Genomic DNA, 14946 nt, shown 5'->3' with positions numbered 1-14946 from the left:
TTAACTACCTAAAATCACATTGCGCCGAATGGTCATTAACCATGCCTGTGGCCTGCATGTGGGCATAACAAATTGTAGTGCCAAAGAATTTAAAGCCGCGTTTTTTCATATCCTTACTTATGGCATCAGATTCGGGCGTACTTACCTGCGAGCCATGGTAGGTAGTAATAGGCTCATTATTGGGCATAAAACTGTACAGGTAATTATTAAACGAACCAAATTCCTTTTGTACCTCAATAAATAGTTTCGCGTTGCTGATAGCCGATGCAATTTTTAATCTATTGCGGATAATCCCTTCATCCTGCAATAAGCGCTCCTGATCTTTTTCGGTAAAGGCCGCTACTTTCTCTACATCGAAATTGGCGAACGCTTTTTTATAATTATCGCGCCTGCGCAAAATGGTTATCCAGCTTAAACCGGCCTGTGCCGATTCAAGGGTTAAAAATTCAAACAGTACTTTATCATCATGTGTAACCTTGCCCCATTCTTCGTCGTGATATTTTATATAGAGCGGATCTGTTCCGCACCAGGTGCAGCGCTTTTTACCATCAGGTATAAACGTAGGTTTTTCAGCAGTTTTTTTGGCCATGGTTAAATGTATTAATAATTATATATCTAAAAACTGCTTATTGTACGTTGCTAACTTCATTCAACTCATCCCAATATTCAACCGCCCTGCGGTAATGCGGGATAACTATAGAGCCGCCCACCAAATTGGCTATCATAAACACCTCGTTCATTTCGGCATGTTGCACGCCTGCTTCGTGGCATTTGCCTAAATGGTATTTAATGCAATCATCGCAACGCAGCACCATTGAGGCAACCAGGCCCAGCATTTCTTTGGTTTTAACATCCAATGCGCCATCGGCATATGTGGTGGTATCCAGCGCGAAAAACCGTTTAATGTTGGTATTTGCCGTTTCCATTATTCTATCGTTCATTTTGGTACGATAGGCTTCAAAATCATTTATTAATTGTCCCATAGGATTTGTTATTGAATTAATGAGTTGGTGAATTAGTGATTTTCTAATTCAAATTATAACATATTTTAAAGGTATAAATGTCTTATTTTTATCGGACCGATTATTAATAAATTACCATAAAATTAAACACACCATGGAAAGTTTATCACCCAATATTTTTGTTAAAGACATAAACGCTACAATAGCATTTTACAATATATTAGGCTTTGATTTAGCCATGAGCGTACCCGAAGAAGGGCCTGATCTGGTTTGGGCTATGATGGTTAAGGGCAACGTTACGATCATGTTTCAAACATTTGAAAGCCTGGCTGATGAACTGCCTGAAATTAGCCGCACCAATGGCGCATCGCTTTTATTATACATTAAACTAAAGGGTATCCGTGCGTTTTTTGAGGACATTAAAGATAAGGTAACCGTGCTTAAAGGATTGGAAACAACTTTTTATGGCGCAACTGAATTTGCTATTTTAGATATTAACAACTACGTTTTAACATTTGCCGAAGACGAATAAATATGATCACATTTAAGCGTTTAGATCATTTTCATGTTTGTGTACCGCCAAACCGGCTGGAAGAAGCAAAGGATTTTTACGGTAAAGTAATAGGCCTGGAGCTGATAGAACGCCCCGATCACATCTTTTCTTCGCCTGGTTATTGGTTTAATATTGGGAATGTACAATTACACGTTGGTGTTGAGGAACCGTTACCGCGGTCTATCCGCCACACAGCTTTAGAAGTTACTGATGTTGATGCAGCCTTAATACATTTACAGGATAACGGGGTTGAAATACTTGACGAACCGGTAATTCCAGGCCGCAAGCGCTTTGCTTTTATTGATCCGTTTGGGAACCGGATGGAGTTACTGCAAATTCTTTAATGTAGTATCCAGAGTGTTTAAAGCAACTCGGCTGACGGGTCCCAAAACAATTGTTTAAAGTTTTGTACCTGGTTATCTTCCACAGAGATGCCTTCACTCTCCAAAAGTTGTTCCATTGTATCGCCGCCAAAGTGAATTTTACCGCTTAGCAGTCCGTTGCGGTTAACTACCCTGTGTGCCGGTACAGGTGGCTGGGCAGTTCCGCTGGCCCCCATGGCATAGCCTACCATTCGCGATGAGCCTTTTGTGCCCAGGTATTCGGCAATAGCACCATATGATGTTACACGGCCTTTAGGTATCAGCCTAACTACCTGGTAAACGTCATCATAAAAGTTGCTTTTATCCATACCCCTTAAAACGAAAATTTTATATAATTGATATTCTTATTATGCAATAAATACTTTTTCTCGTAATATGTTTTGATGGATAACACTTCATCCGCAAATTCGGAATGATAAAGATTATCCGTTTTTATATGGAGGTTTAAATTAAGTTCAGTAACTTTTTCTGCGGTGTAAGCATAAAAGCCATCATTATCAGTCTTCAGGTTAATATAGCCACCCGGCCTTAGTATCTGGCGGTACATATTCAAAAACCTGTCTGAAGTTAAACGTTTCTTCTCACGGCTCAATTGCGGCTGGGGATCAGGAAAGGTGATCCAGATCTCGTCTACCTCATTCTCGTTAAAATATTCAATAAGGTTTTCTATTTGAATGCGCAGGAAAGCAACATTGTTCACCCCGTCCTCTAAAGCGGTTTTTGCCCCGCGCCAAATACGGTTGCCCTTATAATCAACCCCAATAAAGTTTTTTTCAGGAAACATTTGGGCAAGGTTAACGGTGTATTCACCTTTACCACAAGCCAGTTCAACTACCACAGGGTTACGGTTTTTAAAAAAATCTGCAGTCCATTTACCCTTTAGCGGCTTGCCGCCATCCATCTGAAAAACGTTGCTAAAAGTATCGATCTCTGCAAAACGCCTTAATTTGTCTTTTCCCACTTTATTATAAAAATGCGAAAATAATAAAAATTTAACCACAAAGGCCAAGAGTTAATAGCGCAAAGAAAAGGGATAAACTAAATAGCTTATCCCTTTAAAAGATCGTGTTTCACAACAGGATCAAAGTTTTTATTTTATTAGATGGATTTTAAGATCACCCGGCATATCCGCCGCCTTCGCCTTCTCTGTTGTGCGCTTCACCTTCCTTATAGTATTTACTGTAAGCAGGTATAACCTCTTTATCGTCGTCTTTCTTTTTGGTGAACTTATTGAAAATCGCTTTTGCTTTGCCCCATATACCACTTACAGCATCTTCACTAATGTAATGCGAAGCTTTTTGTGAAACCAGGCCCACCAGTGTCTTTACCAAAAAGTTAGAATTTTTGAATAGTGTTTTATTCAACGTTAATGGTAACGCTATTCTTGATATTAAACCTAAAAAGTCCTGGTCAAAAAAGCCTGCGCTCTTAACACCATCAATTGTTGGTGATTTTGGGAATATTGACAACATTGTTGAAAATATTGCTGAGGGACTATTGAACCGTAGCTTTAATGCCACAGACTGATCCATTTCAAGATTTTTCAACCTCGCTATTTCAACCTTCAGATCATGCACGTTTCGTATTGTGGTCTCCATAATTTTAGTTAAAAAGCTTTCTGATCAAAATATTATTAATTGGCCTCTCTATTGTCTTTTTTGCAAGCATTAAAATTACACCTATAAGCAGGTAAATTAATGCTACAGAACCAAATCCTTTCCAATAAGAGCCAAAACAATCAGCCAGGAATAGGGCCAAAGTAAAGCTTGCAAACAAAAAGGTTAGCACCAAACTTATAATTACTATCAGGTCTACTATAACAGATGCAATTACAGCAGAGCTGCGATCTACAACCTCCAGCTTTACAAGTTTTAAGCGTGTTTCCACGTATTCCTGCACCTGGTCAATAATTGGGCGTACCGGTTCTTTTTTGGTTTCCATATAAGGCAATAAAATAATATATCGGGTCTTTAATAATCCGTTATGATAAAATTTATGCGTGTTCCAGGTCGTCCTGATATTCTTCTTCGGCGCCCTTTACTTTACTTTTAATATTATCAACAACCTTATCTTTAATACCTACAAGGTTATCAATTTCCTTTGCAGCGGTTTCTTTAATAGAATCGCCCAGGTTTTTTAATGATTCTGAAAGCTTATCACGAGTTTCAGTTCCGCTGTCGGGCGCAAATAAGATCCCTAATGCCGCGCCTGCTGCCATACCTGCAAGCAGGGCAACAATTACTTTTGTGTTATCGTTCATGTTATATTAATTTTTAAGTTGAATATTTGTTTTTATAATTATTAAATATCTTGCCAAAATTTAACTTTATGCATAGTTTAATAAAAAAATAATTATAAATATAGCTTATAATTCCGGGCTACGTATCCGTTCAAGCCTATCCGCAGCCATGCGGTTGGTTTCATAAATCTCTAACAATAATAAGAAATATGATAATAAAACGGGGCCAAAAACTAAGCCAAGTATCCCAAAAAGAGGCAGACCAATAAACACACCTATAACGGAAATTATGGGATGGGTATTGCCAACGCGCTTATTAATGATCATGCGTAATACATTATCTACATTACCTATAAATAATAATCCGTAGGCCAGCAGCAATACCCCTTGTACAGAGTGCCCGTTAGCAAATAAAATAATACTTGCCGGTATGCAAAGTGTTGGCGCGCCAACCACCGGTAAAAAGGATATGAAAGAACCTATTACCCCCCAGAAGATGGGATCGGGGATGCCAAATATCCAAAAACCATTTGCTAGTAATATCCCTTGTGTTAAGGCAATTATTCCCTGCCCCAAAACATTGGAATAAGTTGAATTGCGCAGTTCAACTGCAAATTTTAGGGCATGCTGTTCTCTAAATGGTGCATATTTTAGCAGGCCCATCTCAAATTCGCGCATTTGCACAAACATAAAGTACAGTAAAAAATACATTACCAGCAACGTAATAATAATACTTGCCGCACTGCTAAGAAGGGATGGGAACAGATCGGCAACATAAGCCCCTAATTTTTGTAGTGTATTCTCAGCTAAATGTGGCTGGTTTAAATTAGCACCTGCAAATTCATCAATTTTAACCGACCATTTATCAATTGGCAGCGAGTCGCGGTTTATGCTCCCTACTTTACCAATCACCATTATACTTAATGACAAGAAGGGGATAACAATAACAATAAGCGAAATAAATATGATTATGAGGGCAGCCAGCGTGCGGTTAAAGCGGCGCTGCTCTACCATATATAAAAAGAATGGCCTGAAAATAGTGAACAATACAATAGCCCCCAGGATGGAACTAAACAATTCACTCAAGGCATATAGCAAAAAACAGCCCAGCACAACAATGCTAACCAATATAATATTATTGTGCTGCTTATAATTAAAAATCGACATCCCCCGTGAAAAGTTTAGCTTATTGTAATGCTATATAAACAAAAAAACACTAAAAAGTTTTAGTGTTAATACATTGGTAAATCTATTCAATATTATTTAGCAAGTCATCAATCTTTTTGGCAGATTCTACAAGGCTATCCATGTATAATTTAATGTCGGCGTCGGTATCTGATATCTCATATCGTAAACCTTCCAAAGCCAGCTGAATGTTGCTGAGCTGGTTTTTAATATCATGCTTTAAAGTACTAAAAACTTCGGCATTAATTAATTTAGGCCGCTCATCCATATTACTTTAAATTAATGGCCTTCATTTTATTATAAAGTGTTTTACGATCTATATTTAATATCTCGGCGGCTTTGGTTTTGTTAAAATTCACTTCACGTAATACTTTCAATATGGTTTCGTGTTCGGCACCTAAAGCAGCATTTTTCAGATCATGCCTTGGTTCTTTAACCTCAATTGCTGTTGATGACGCATTTGGCGATTCGTAGCTTGATACCTTAAAGTTAGATATCTCCAGCGGAAGGGTTTTCATGGTGATCTCGTTCCCTTCGGTTAAAAGGGTTGCACGGCGTACCACGTTTTTAAGCTCACGGATGTTACCCTGCCAGCGGTAATTCATAAAGCATTCTATTACTTCTGGCGAGAACGAGCCTACCTTACGGTCAAGCTCATGATTAGCTACATTTAAAAAATGATCGGCCAGCATCATGATATCATTGCCACGCTCACGCAATGGTGGCATGTGGATGCTAAATTCGTTAAAGCGATGATAAAGATCTTCCCTGAACCGGCCTTTCAGGATGCCATCCTGCAGGCTCTCATTAGTGGCAATAATAATACGTACATCAAGGTCAATCTCTTTTGTGCTGCCTATGCGCTTTACTTTACGCTCTTGCACGGTTCTTAATAAGGCTGCCTGTATCTCGTATGACAGGTTAGCCACCTCATCTAAAAACAAGGTGCCACCGTTGGCCATTTCAAAGTGACCTATTTTAGTATATAATGCACCGGTAAATGATCCCTTTTCGTGACCGAAGAATTCACTTGCTGCCAATTCTTTGGTTAACGATCCGCAATCCATTGCTATAAATGGCTGGTTGGCACGCAGGCTGTTTAAATGGATACTCTTGGCAACAGATTCTTTACCCGTACCACTTTCCCCTAATATAATAACGCTGTAATTTGTTGGCGCTACCAGTTCTATCTGCTTTAATAATTCTTTTGATGCCCTGCTGGTACCCACCACAAATTCACCTGATAAGACTTGCTTTTTACTTTCCTTTTGTGGTTTATCAGGAGTACTATAATTATTGGCCATTTCCTGAAGCGCATATTGCGTTTCAATAGCTTTGGTAATAGTATTTAAGATCTCATCAGGATAAAGGGGCTTGGTGATATAATCATAAGCACCCATTTTTATCAGCTCAACGGCCATCTTAATATCAGAATAACCGGTAATAATAATTACACCTGTTTTTGGATAAAGTGCCTTAATGTTCTTGAGCATCTCGCGGCCGTCAGTATCTTCAAGCCTAAAATCGCATAACACAAGGTCATAATCATTTACCTTAAGGTAATCCATCCCACTACCGCCATTGGTAGCGGTATCTACTTCAAAACCGTTACGGGTTAAGAATTTAGATAACAACAAACCCACGTTAACTTCATCATCAATGATGAGAATTTTTTTCATACAGAAATCAGTTATAGTAGAGTAGTTTATTAAGCAGGTTAAGGTACAAATATTTGATATATTATTTTCGAATTTTATTAATTGGGGTGATAATTTAAATTTTTAAGCACAAAAAAGAGAAGACTGTTTAGTCTTCCCTTAGTTCTCAATTTTGTATAGATGTAGGGCCCTGCATTAGAAACCGTATGCAACACGCACACCAACAAAGTTTACTTTGCTGTTATTGAACGCGCTGCTGTATTTTGTGGTTCCCTCATAACGAACACCTGCATCAATAAAGCTGCTGCTGCTTACAGGGAATTGAACACCAACCTGCGGAGCGTAAACAAAAGCTGTAGATTTATCATCAAAGAAATCAGATTTGTTTAAAAGGAATGCTGCACCGGCTTCACCCTGAACATAAAAGTTTGATATGGGGAAGAATTTCAGACCTGCCTTTACCGGTAACAACTGAATGTTTGGTACATCAACATTGGTTCCGCCTAAATTTTTCTCGCCAAATACGTTGTTATAACCTGCATTTACTGTAACAAATAACTGGCTTGCAATAGGGATATCTGCCTGTACCGATCCGCCTAAGTTCCATTTATACGCGTTATTAAGGCTACCCGTCGGGATACCGGCATCAACACCGATGCTGTAACGCACACCGTTTGATGTTGTAGTACTTGTAGAAGTTGTTGTTTGTGCTTTTGCAGCAACTGATAAGCCTGCAAATGCTAAGACTAACGCTGCGATTTTTAATGTACTTTTCATGACTTATATAGTATTTAGATGATGTGTTTTTGTTAAACACAATGCAAAGTAAAGCACGAAATCAGATACGATTTTTCATCCTATTGTCACGAATATTTAATCAATTGATTAATAGTAATTTATTTTTTGACTATGCGGGTATTTTAGTCAGTGCAGTGTAATTTTGAGTATAAATGTCAGCATAAAGCAAAATTTTTAAGCTTAAATTGGAGTGTTTTAAAGCTTAAATTTAGTCTTACCGGCTTCAAAAAGCAGATTTTTACTGCCAGCGTAAAACAAGACGAAAAATGCAATAATTATTCGCCTTTAAATTCCGCTTTTCTTTTTTCTAAAAACGCGGCTACCCCTTCTTTAAAATCTTCTGTTGCAAAGCAATTACCAAACTCTTTTATCTCAGTTTCAAAGCCGTTAACACCATCCGCACCCGCGTCATTTACTGCACGGATAGCAGCCGCCAATGCCAATGGGGCACGTGTTAATATCTTATTCAACAGCTCTTCGGCTTTAGGTAAAAGTTCTTCGGGGCTTACTACATGGTTAACCAGCCCCAATACTAATGCCTGAGATGCAGTTATCATATCTGCCGTCATGATCATTTCAAGCGCCTTGCCCTTACCTATAAGTTGTGTTAAACGTTGTGTACCACCATAACCGGGTATCAGGCCTAAAGTAACTTCAGGCAAGCCCATTTTAGCATTGTCTGATGCTATACGGATATGGCAGGCCATGGCCAGTTCCAATCCTCCGCCTAAAGCAAAACCATTTACCGCGGCTATAACGGGTTTGCTGCCGTTAGCGATCATATCAAAAACTTTTGTATGCCCTTCGCGCGATAATTGCTCCCCGCCGTTGGTATCTAAACCCACAAATTCAGAAATATCCGCGCCGGCAACAAAAGCTTTAGCGCCTGCACCAGTAATAATTATACCCCCAACAGCCGTATTATTAAATGCATCTGTAAGGGCTAAATGCAACTCGGCAAGGGTGGCTTTGTTTAAAGCGTTCAGCTTACTTTCGCGGTTAATTATAATATACTGTACGCGGCCCTTATTATCAATAAGTATGTTTTGGTAATTCATGGGGATAGTATTTAAAAATTACGGTTTTGGTGAACCCAGTCGGTAATGTATTTAACAATGTCCTGCGTGCTGGTGCCGGGGGGGAATAATTCACCTACTCCTATCTTTTTTAGTTCGGCCATATCATCAGCAGGGATAATGCCGCCGCCTGTAAGCAGTACATCATCCATTTTTTTCTCCTTTATGAGGTTCATCACCTTTGGAAAAACCGTCATATGCGCGCCAGATAATATACTGATACCTATGGCGTCCACATCTTCCTGCAGGGCCGTATTCACCACCATCTCGGGCGTTTGGCGCAGGCCGGTATATATCACCTCCATGCCTGCGTCACGCAGGGTGGTAGCAATAATACGTGCACCCCTGTCATGCCCGTCAAGGCCTACTTTGGCCACTAAAACACGAATAGGGCGGTTAAATTGGTTATCGCTCATAAATTTTACCAGGCACTGTAAATTAATGCAAAGTATTACAAATATCTATAAAATTCATTGGCTAACGTGGCATTGCTGCATCTATTAAATGAACACTAATGGTAAAACCGGGTGCAACTACTCAAATTAATAATTTAATCATTAAATTGTTACTAAACTGTTAAATTTTAAACCATAATATTTATAATTTAGCTAATAAGATTAATCCATAATTATATTCTGCATTGAAAAATATTACCAGGCGAAGTTTTTTAAGCAAAGGGGCCATGCTGGCAGGCGGGACATATCCGGCTATGATGGCATTGGGCATGTTAAAACCTTCGCCGGCACATGCCTTTAATTTAACAGGCAGCGGCAATGGCAAACATATTATTATTTTAGGCGGCGGCCTCGCCGGTATGACCAGCGCTTACGAGCTAAACAAGCTGGGTTATCGCTGTACCATTTTAGAGGCCCGTGAAAGGGCCGGCGGCCGTTGCTGGAGCATTAGAAATGGCAGCACCCATACCGAGGTTGATAAACCCGCTGTTACCGCCCGCTTTGATGATGGCCTTTATTTTAATGCCGGCCCGTCACGCATACCGCATCACCACGAGCTTACCCTGCATTACTGCAAAGAGCTGGGGGTACCTATTCAGGTTTATAACAATGTTAATGAAGGCGCCTATTATTTTGCCGAAGGCAAGGGGCCGCTCTCTAATAAAAAGGTGCGTGCCCGCGAAGTGCATAATGATGTACGCGGCTACATGGCCGAGCTGCTTACCAAAAGCATTGACCACGGCAGTTTGGGTACCACTTTAACTAAAGAGGATGCTCAAAAGGTTATGGAGTACCTGGCGGCAGAGGGTGGTTTAGATATCGATAAACTATATAAAGCATCGGCACGGCGGGGATATTCAGAGTCACCGGGTGCGGGCGACAAATCAGGCAAAGTAGCCGAGGCCCACAAATTGGCAGATATGATCCAATCGGGCCTGATGGACCCTGATTTTTATAATGTTGCCGAGTATACTTACGAACTGCAGATGACCATGTTCCAGGCCGTTGGAGGAATGGACCAGATAGCTAAGGCTATGCAAAAGAAAGTTGCCCCATCTCTTAAATTAGGTGCCGAAGTTATCAATATTACTAACCTGGCCGAAGGCGTAAAGGTAACCTACAAGGACGCTACAGGAACGCACATTTTGCAGGGCGATATGTGTATTTGCACTTTACCTTTACCTGTGCTAAGCAATGTCAACAATAATTTCTCCGGCGATGTTAGCCGGGCTATTGATTATATAAGCTATAACCAAACCGGTAAGATAGGGCTGCAGTTTAAACGACGGTTTTGGGAAGAGGATGATCATATATATGGCGGCATCACCCACACTAATAATGAGTTAACTCAAATTTTTTATCCGTCCTATGATTATTTGAGTAAAAAGGGTATCTTAATAGGATATTATAATTTTAACGAAAAAGCACAGCGCACCGGCGAATTAAGCTATCCCGACCGTGAGAAGCTGGCCCTGCAAAAAGGCCGGCTCATTCATCCGCAATATGATGCTGAGTTTGAACGCTCATTTTCGGTTAGCTGGCACAAAACTAAATACAACATGGGCGGTTGGGCGGTTTATAACAATGAAACCCGCAAGAACCAGTACCCTGCATTGTTAAAACCAGATAAGCAGGTGTATTTTGCAGGCGAACATTTAACCTATTTAAACGCCTGGATGGCAGGGGCATTTGAATCGGCAAGGAGCGTGGTAACGGCAATACATGGGCGTGTTACAGAACAACGTGTAAGTTACCCGGCAACAAAGGGATAAAAACTAAAAAACTAAACTATAATGGCACACTCAATTAACCGTAGGAACTGGATCAGATCCAGTGCTTTAATGGCCGGGGGACTGGCTTTCCTTTCATCAACCGTGAGTAAGCTGGCTGCTATGCCAGTGGTACGTAATATTGGCTTTAACCGTATAACTGACGAAACAGCCATTATGGATGCAGCCCCTGTAATGAAGGCGCGCCTGCTGGCTAATGAAAATCCTTTTGGCCCATCGCCTGCCGCTAAAAAGGCGATAGTTGATTCGCTGGATACAAGTTACCAGTATGCATTTGCATCGATATCACAATTATCTGACAATATTGCAGCTTACGAGGGCGTTAAAAAAGCAAGTATCCTGCTGGCTACGGGCTCTTCGCCATTGTTGCTGGCCGCCGCCATGCATTACAGCAAGGGTGGCAAAAATATTATCACTGCTGATCCGTCTTATGACGACCTCCCTACCCAAGCCACACGTTTTGAAGGGAAATGGGTAAAAGTACCACTAACTGCCGATTTTAAACTTGATTTGGACGCTATGGAGGCAAAGGTTGATGAAAACACCGGGCTGGTTTATGTCTGCAACCCTAACAACCCCACTGCTACTATCGTAGATACCCAAAAATTAAAAGCTTTTTGTGAACGCGTATCTAAAAAGGCTGTAGTTTTTGTAGATGAAGCTTATATTGATTACCTGCCCGACCCAAAGGCTGCCAGCATGATGGGCGCAGTTACAGCCGGCCAGAATGTAATTATAGCGCGTACTTTCTCAAAGTTGTATGGCTTTGCCGGATTACGTTGCGGGTATATTGTTGGGCAACCTGAGACGGTTAGGGCGCTGTCAAAATATACACCAGGCGGCATGGGCTTATCAGCTACTACTGTTGCCGCGGCAATTGCAGCTTATCAAGAGACCGCCTTTTTAAAGGATGCACTGAAAAAAACACTGGCTTCAAAAGAATATCTTTATTCGGTGTTAAAGAAAGAAGGGTATACTTACATCCCCTCATCAGCTAACTTTGTGATGTTCCCGCTTAAAATGGAAGGACCTAAATTTAGCAGCGAAATGATGAAGCGCGGTGTAGGCATACGCCACTGGAAATTTAACGAACAAGACTGGTGCCGCGTAAGCATAGGCCGTATGGACGAAATGGAAGCTTTTGCAGCCGCTTTTAAAGAATTATCATAAAAAATATGGGTCACCCTGGGCTTGTCGAAGGGCGTGTGATTGGCCTTTGCCCACATGCTTCGACAAGCTCAGCCTGACATTCTTAAGTAAATAAAATCAACCCGTCATCCCGAATTTATTTCGGCATGACTTTAAGAAAATAACATTACCAATGCGCAATTTAATACTTACTTTTTTTATCGGTTTTATTACCGCTACCGGTTTTGCCCAGCCAAAAACGGTAAACCCAAGGCCGCTTACTTTAGATGAATATAACAAGGCAAAAACCTACGTAATTGCCGACCTTGACAAAGACACCTACGTAAAGTTTGATAACGCTTACGTGCTTGATCGTTATGAAAGCCGCAAACCCTACTTTATTACCGGCAGCGATAACCTTAAGAAACGTATTGACCTTTATAAACTGGTGGCCAAAGAGGGGATGCAGGAACTTGGGTTAATGGTTTTTTACACCAGCGAAACCGGTAAAAAATACCAGGCCCTGGTGCCTGACTTTACAGCCGACGGCAAAGTATGGGAAAAGTATTTCCAGGATATTGATAACATTAATAAAGAGGAGAAGAACTTTATCCTGAAGCTATCTTACATACTCTCAAAAGAGCTGAGCTTTCAGCAATATAAAGTACTGAACAATGGTAAGGATATGAAAGAAGAATCGGCTACTTATGGTAACGATATTTGTTTCCCCGGCGATGAACTGGTTGCAATGAGCAACGGCACCAAAAAACTTTTGAAAGATGTAAAGAGCGGCGATGAAGTAATTACCATTGACCCCCTTACCCATAAATCAACAGCTACTAAGGTAAAAGAACTTACGGTGCACGCTGCCAAAAACTATGCTATTACACAACTGGTATTGGTATCAGCAAAAGAAAGCAACGTGGCTAATGGTGTAAATGTAACCCTGCATGCTAAAGTTTTACAGGCAACGCCTAACCACCCTATGCTTACCAAACAAGGCAACCGTAAAATGGGTGAAGTTGCTATTGGCGAACAGGTGCTATGCCTTAATGACAAAAGCGGCAAATACGAAACTTATACCGTTTTACAGAAAAATGAGCATGGCGGCGGTGTACAAAGCGTATATAATATTGTTGCCGAAAAAGGCAGCACTTTTGTAATGAATGGTGTAATGGTGATGCAAAAATAAAAGGCCGGCCACTCCAACTACTGCAGTCGTTCGCCTGGAGCCAACAGGTATTCGGAAGATGAAAAAGCGGTGGATATGTGCGATTCCCTCCCAACGGGAGGGTGCAGGGAGGGGTTTATGAGATAGGTATTGGCGCAAATAACCCCTACCCGCCATTTCACAGGCAGCCGCACCCTTCCCCAAGGAAGGAGTTTTGGCATAAATGCAAATCTTCCGAACACCTGTGGCCTGGAGCCGGGCGACTGCGATGGGAGGGTCAACAGTAAGGAAGGTTGAATAATTTACGAGATCCTTAGTGTCAGCAAGGTAATATCATCAATAGGCTTGCCCTTTATAACCATGTTTATGTGATCCATCATCGCCTCGTTAAAATCATCGGGATTGCGTTCTCCGTTAGCAATTACAAATTCAAGCAGCTTTTCTTCGCCCCAGTTATCGTAATTCTGCAGCTCATGATCCATGAGGCCGTCGGTATAATTAAAGAACAGGCTTTGGGGCTCAATATCTATTTCGCCCTCGTTTAAAAAGGGAAGCTCATCAAAGGCGCCAATCATGGTTGTCCCTAATCTTAAAGGAACGGCCTCCCCACGCGAGTACAGTATGGTAGGATTATGTCCGGCATTTATATAGTTCAGCTTGCGGTTCTTCTCATTATACTTAGCCAAAAACAGGGTGATAAATTTTTCGCCCTTGGTATTGTTAATTACAATCCGGTTTAGGCGCTCAACAATAGAGGTGAGGTCATTCTCAATAGCCGCAAGCCCTTGTAAGCTTGCCTGGAAATTGGCCATTAGCAATGCGGCCGAGATCCCTTTGCCCGATACATCGGCAATACACCACATAAACTCATTCTCATTAAGCCGGAAGAAATCAAAATAATCGCCGCCAATGTTTTGATGGGGTAAATATTTTGATCCTACTTCAACCCCGGGCTCTTTATGGATCCTTAACGGAACAAGCATATTCTGCACTTCAACAGCCAGTTCCATTTCGCGCTTAAAACGCTCGGCTTCTAAACGTTGGCTAAAAAGCTTTTTATTTTCAAGCGCTACCACAATTACGTTTATCAAAGTTTGAATAAATGTAAGGTCATTATTCAGCATCTCGCCTGATGTATTGAAATTGCCAATGAGGGCGAAAGCAAGCGCTTTATTTTTATGGTAAATGGGAATGAAGTAATCATAACCGCTTAATACAGCATCAGTATGGCCTGATAAAGATTCCTGCGATTTTATCTTGCATAAATATTTCCATGTATTATTTAGCATGGTAGGCGTTTCTATTTCGCCACCATATTTAGATATACAGCTGTAAACTTTGTCTTTTTCTATCAGGAAACGGAATTTGCCAACCTGTAAATAGTTGCGCATGATCACCTCAAGCATCTGTATAAGCACAGGAGTAGAGGCATTTTTATTTATAGCGCGCGTTAGCTCTAATAATGAGTTTAATTCCGATTGCCTTTTAAGCAGCAGTCGTATTAATTCGTCTTCGCCAGAATTATTATTAATATTATTCAGCATCGTC

General features: G+C 40.8%; 19 protein-coding genes. 5 read left to right on the top strand and 14 right to left on the bottom strand.

The window, feature by feature from the left end; genetic code table 11:
* Positions 1 to 4: 4 nt before the first annotated feature.
* A complete protein-coding gene (locus WC743_RS05315; RefSeq protein ID WP_373010797.1) occupies positions 5 to 589 on the bottom strand; it encodes a DNA-3-methyladenine glycosylase I in 585 nt (194 codons plus the stop codon).
* 37 nt (positions 590 to 626) lie between these two features.
* Positions 627 to 983, bottom strand: a complete 357-nt coding sequence (locus tag WC743_RS05310) for a carboxymuconolactone decarboxylase family protein (protein WP_373010796.1) — start codon at positions 981 to 983, stop codon at positions 627 to 629.
* A 133-nt stretch (positions 984 to 1116) separates the two neighbouring features.
* Here WC743_RS05310 and WC743_RS05305 point away from each other — a divergent pair, with 133 nt between their 5' ends.
* Positions 1117 to 1494 carry a VOC family protein gene (locus tag WC743_RS05305; protein ID WP_373010795.1) on the top strand — a complete coding sequence of 126 codons (378 nt, stop codon included), beginning with the start codon at positions 1117 to 1119 and terminating at the stop codon, positions 1492 to 1494.
* Positions 1495 to 1496: 2 nt separating this feature from the next.
* Positions 1497 to 1859 (top strand): VOC family protein, encoded by a 363-nt coding sequence (locus WC743_RS05300; RefSeq protein ID WP_373010794.1) that lies wholly within the window; start codon positions 1497 to 1499, stop codon positions 1857 to 1859.
* 17 nt (positions 1860 to 1876) lie between these two features.
* Here the strand turns inward: WC743_RS05300 and WC743_RS05295 are convergent, their stop codons facing one another.
* The 11 genes from WC743_RS05295 to WC743_RS05245 all read right to left on the bottom strand — a co-directional run bounded on the left by WC743_RS05295 (position 1877) and on the right by WC743_RS05245 (position 9270).
* The gene (locus tag WC743_RS05295) at positions 1877 to 2206 is read right to left on the bottom strand and encodes an MGMT family protein (protein ID WP_373010793.1); all 330 of its coding nucleotides are present in this window, start codon (positions 2204 to 2206) and stop codon (positions 1877 to 1879) included.
* A 5-nt stretch (positions 2207 to 2211) separates the two neighbouring features.
* Positions 2212 to 2859, bottom strand: coding sequence for a tRNA (guanosine(46)-N7)-methyltransferase TrmB (trmB, locus tag WC743_RS05290; protein WP_373010792.1), 648 nt, complete (start codon positions 2857 to 2859; stop codon positions 2212 to 2214).
* 154 nt (positions 2860 to 3013) lie between these two features.
* The gene (locus WC743_RS05285) at positions 3014 to 3496 is read right to left on the bottom strand and encodes a hypothetical protein (protein WP_373010791.1); all 483 of its coding nucleotides are present in this window, start codon (positions 3494 to 3496) and stop codon (positions 3014 to 3016) included.
* Between the two features lie 4 nt (positions 3497 to 3500).
* Positions 3501 to 3839: a phage holin family protein gene (locus tag WC743_RS05280; protein ID WP_373010789.1), complete on the bottom strand. Its 339-nt coding sequence runs from the start codon at positions 3837 to 3839 to the stop codon at positions 3501 to 3503.
* Between the two features lie 52 nt (positions 3840 to 3891).
* Entirely contained in the window at positions 3892 to 4158 is a 267-nt protein-coding gene (locus WC743_RS05275; protein ID WP_373010787.1) for a YtxH domain-containing protein, read from the bottom strand.
* Positions 4159 to 4263: 105 nt separating this feature from the next.
* Complete coding sequence (locus WC743_RS05270) at positions 4264 to 5304, bottom strand: AI-2E family transporter (RefSeq protein WP_373010786.1); 1041 nt, start codon at positions 5302 to 5304, stop codon at positions 4264 to 4266.
* A gap of 82 nt (positions 5305 to 5386) precedes the next feature.
* On the bottom strand, positions 5387 to 5590 hold the full coding sequence (locus WC743_RS05265) for a histidine kinase dimerization/phospho-acceptor domain-containing protein (RefSeq protein ID WP_373010784.1): 204 nt from the start codon (positions 5588 to 5590) through the stop codon (positions 5387 to 5389).
* Position 5591: 1 nt separating this feature from the next.
* Positions 5592 to 7001: a sigma-54-dependent transcriptional regulator gene (locus WC743_RS05260; RefSeq protein WP_373010783.1), complete on the bottom strand. Its 1410-nt coding sequence runs from the start codon at positions 6999 to 7001 to the stop codon at positions 5592 to 5594.
* A gap of 174 nt (positions 7002 to 7175) precedes the next feature.
* On the bottom strand, positions 7176 to 7757 hold the full coding sequence (locus WC743_RS05255) for an outer membrane beta-barrel protein (RefSeq protein ID WP_373010782.1): 582 nt from the start codon (positions 7755 to 7757) through the stop codon (positions 7176 to 7178).
* 296 nt (positions 7758 to 8053) lie between these two features.
* The gene (locus tag WC743_RS05250) at positions 8054 to 8836 is read right to left on the bottom strand and encodes an enoyl-CoA hydratase/isomerase family protein (RefSeq protein ID WP_373010781.1); all 783 of its coding nucleotides are present in this window, start codon (positions 8834 to 8836) and stop codon (positions 8054 to 8056) included.
* Positions 8837 to 8847: 11 nt separating this feature from the next.
* Positions 8848 to 9270, bottom strand: a complete 423-nt coding sequence (locus WC743_RS05245; protein WP_373010780.1) for a cobalamin B12-binding domain-containing protein — start codon at positions 9268 to 9270, stop codon at positions 8848 to 8850.
* Between the two features lie 224 nt (positions 9271 to 9494).
* On the opposite strand from WC743_RS05245, the gene WC743_RS05240 reads away from it, so the two are divergent.
* The 3 genes from WC743_RS05240 (at position 9495) to WC743_RS05230 (ending at position 13419) form a co-directional block, all read left to right on the top strand.
* Positions 9495 to 11081 (top strand): flavin monoamine oxidase family protein, encoded by a 1587-nt coding sequence (locus tag WC743_RS05240; protein ID WP_373010779.1) that lies wholly within the window; start codon positions 9495 to 9497, stop codon positions 11079 to 11081.
* A gap of 21 nt (positions 11082 to 11102) precedes the next feature.
* Positions 11103 to 12269 (top strand): histidinol-phosphate transaminase, encoded by a 1167-nt coding sequence (locus WC743_RS05235; protein ID WP_373010778.1) that lies wholly within the window; start codon positions 11103 to 11105, stop codon positions 12267 to 12269.
* 151 nt (positions 12270 to 12420) lie between these two features.
* Entirely contained in the window at positions 12421 to 13419 is a 999-nt protein-coding gene (locus tag WC743_RS05230) for a Hint domain-containing protein (protein WP_373010777.1), read from the top strand.
* 281 nt (positions 13420 to 13700) lie between these two features.
* On the opposite strand, the gene WC743_RS05225 is transcribed toward WC743_RS05230, so the two are convergent.
* The gene (locus WC743_RS05225; RefSeq protein ID WP_373010776.1) at positions 13701 to 14942 is read right to left on the bottom strand and encodes a PP2C family protein-serine/threonine phosphatase; all 1242 of its coding nucleotides are present in this window, start codon (positions 14940 to 14942) and stop codon (positions 13701 to 13703) included.
* Positions 14943 to 14946: the final 4 nt, after the last annotated feature.

The sequence above is a fragment of the Mucilaginibacter sp. genome (assembly GCF_041660805.1).
Lineage (GTDB): Bacteria > Bacteroidota > Bacteroidia > Sphingobacteriales > Sphingobacteriaceae > Mucilaginibacter.
This window is presented reverse-complemented; position numbering and strand designations above follow the sequence as displayed.

What these genes read in the sequence shown, in the direction of transcription:
- WC743_RS05245 (WP_373010780.1), bottom strand. Translation starts at nt 9,270, where the DNA reads ATGAGCGATAACCAATTTAACCGCCCTATTCGTGTTTTAGTGGCCAAA.
- WC743_RS05265 (WP_373010784.1), bottom strand. Translation starts at nt 5,590, where the DNA reads ATGGATGAGCGGCCTAAATTAATTAATGCCGAAGTTTTTAGTACTTTA.
- WC743_RS05250 (WP_373010781.1), bottom strand. Translation starts at nt 8,836, where the DNA reads ATGAATTACCAAAACATACTTATTGATAATAAGGGCCGCGTACAGTAT.
- WC743_RS05280 (WP_373010789.1), bottom strand. Translation starts at nt 3,839, where the DNA reads ATGGAAACCAAAAAAGAACCGGTACGCCCAATTATTGACCAGGTGCAG.
- WC743_RS05260 (WP_373010783.1), bottom strand. Translation starts at nt 7,001, where the DNA reads ATGAAAAAAATTCTCATCATTGATGATGAAGTTAACGTGGGTTTGTTG.
- WC743_RS05255 (WP_373010782.1), bottom strand. Translation starts at nt 7,757, where the DNA reads ATGAAAAGTACATTAAAAATCGCAGCGTTAGTCTTAGCATTTGCAGGC.
- WC743_RS05315 (WP_373010797.1), bottom strand. Translation starts at nt 589, where the DNA reads ATGGCCAAAAAAACTGCTGAAAAACCTACGTTTATACCTGATGGTAAA.
- WC743_RS05310 (WP_373010796.1), bottom strand. Translation starts at nt 983, where the DNA reads ATGGGACAATTAATAAATGATTTTGAAGCCTATCGTACCAAAATGAAC.
- WC743_RS05230 (WP_373010777.1), top strand. Translation starts at nt 12,421, where the DNA reads ATGCGCAATTTAATACTTACTTTTTTTATCGGTTTTATTACCGCTACC.
- WC743_RS05305 (WP_373010795.1), top strand. Translation starts at nt 1,117, where the DNA reads ATGGAAAGTTTATCACCCAATATTTTTGTTAAAGACATAAACGCTACA.
- WC743_RS05295 (WP_373010793.1), bottom strand. Translation starts at nt 2,206, where the DNA reads ATGGATAAAAGCAACTTTTATGATGACGTTTACCAGGTAGTTAGGCTG.
- WC743_RS05300 (WP_373010794.1), top strand. Translation starts at nt 1,497, where the DNA reads ATGATCACATTTAAGCGTTTAGATCATTTTCATGTTTGTGTACCGCCA.
- WC743_RS05235 (WP_373010778.1), top strand. Translation starts at nt 11,103, where the DNA reads ATGGCACACTCAATTAACCGTAGGAACTGGATCAGATCCAGTGCTTTA.
- WC743_RS05225 (WP_373010776.1), bottom strand. Translation starts at nt 14,942, where the DNA reads ATGCTGAATAATATTAATAATAATTCTGGCGAAGACGAATTAATACGA.
- WC743_RS05285 (WP_373010791.1), bottom strand. Translation starts at nt 3,496, where the DNA reads ATGGAGACCACAATACGAAACGTGCATGATCTGAAGGTTGAAATAGCG.
- WC743_RS05275 (WP_373010787.1), bottom strand. Translation starts at nt 4,158, where the DNA reads ATGAACGATAACACAAAAGTAATTGTTGCCCTGCTTGCAGGTATGGCA.
- WC743_RS05270 (WP_373010786.1), bottom strand. Translation starts at nt 5,304, where the DNA reads ATGTCGATTTTTAATTATAAGCAGCACAATAATATTATATTGGTTAGC.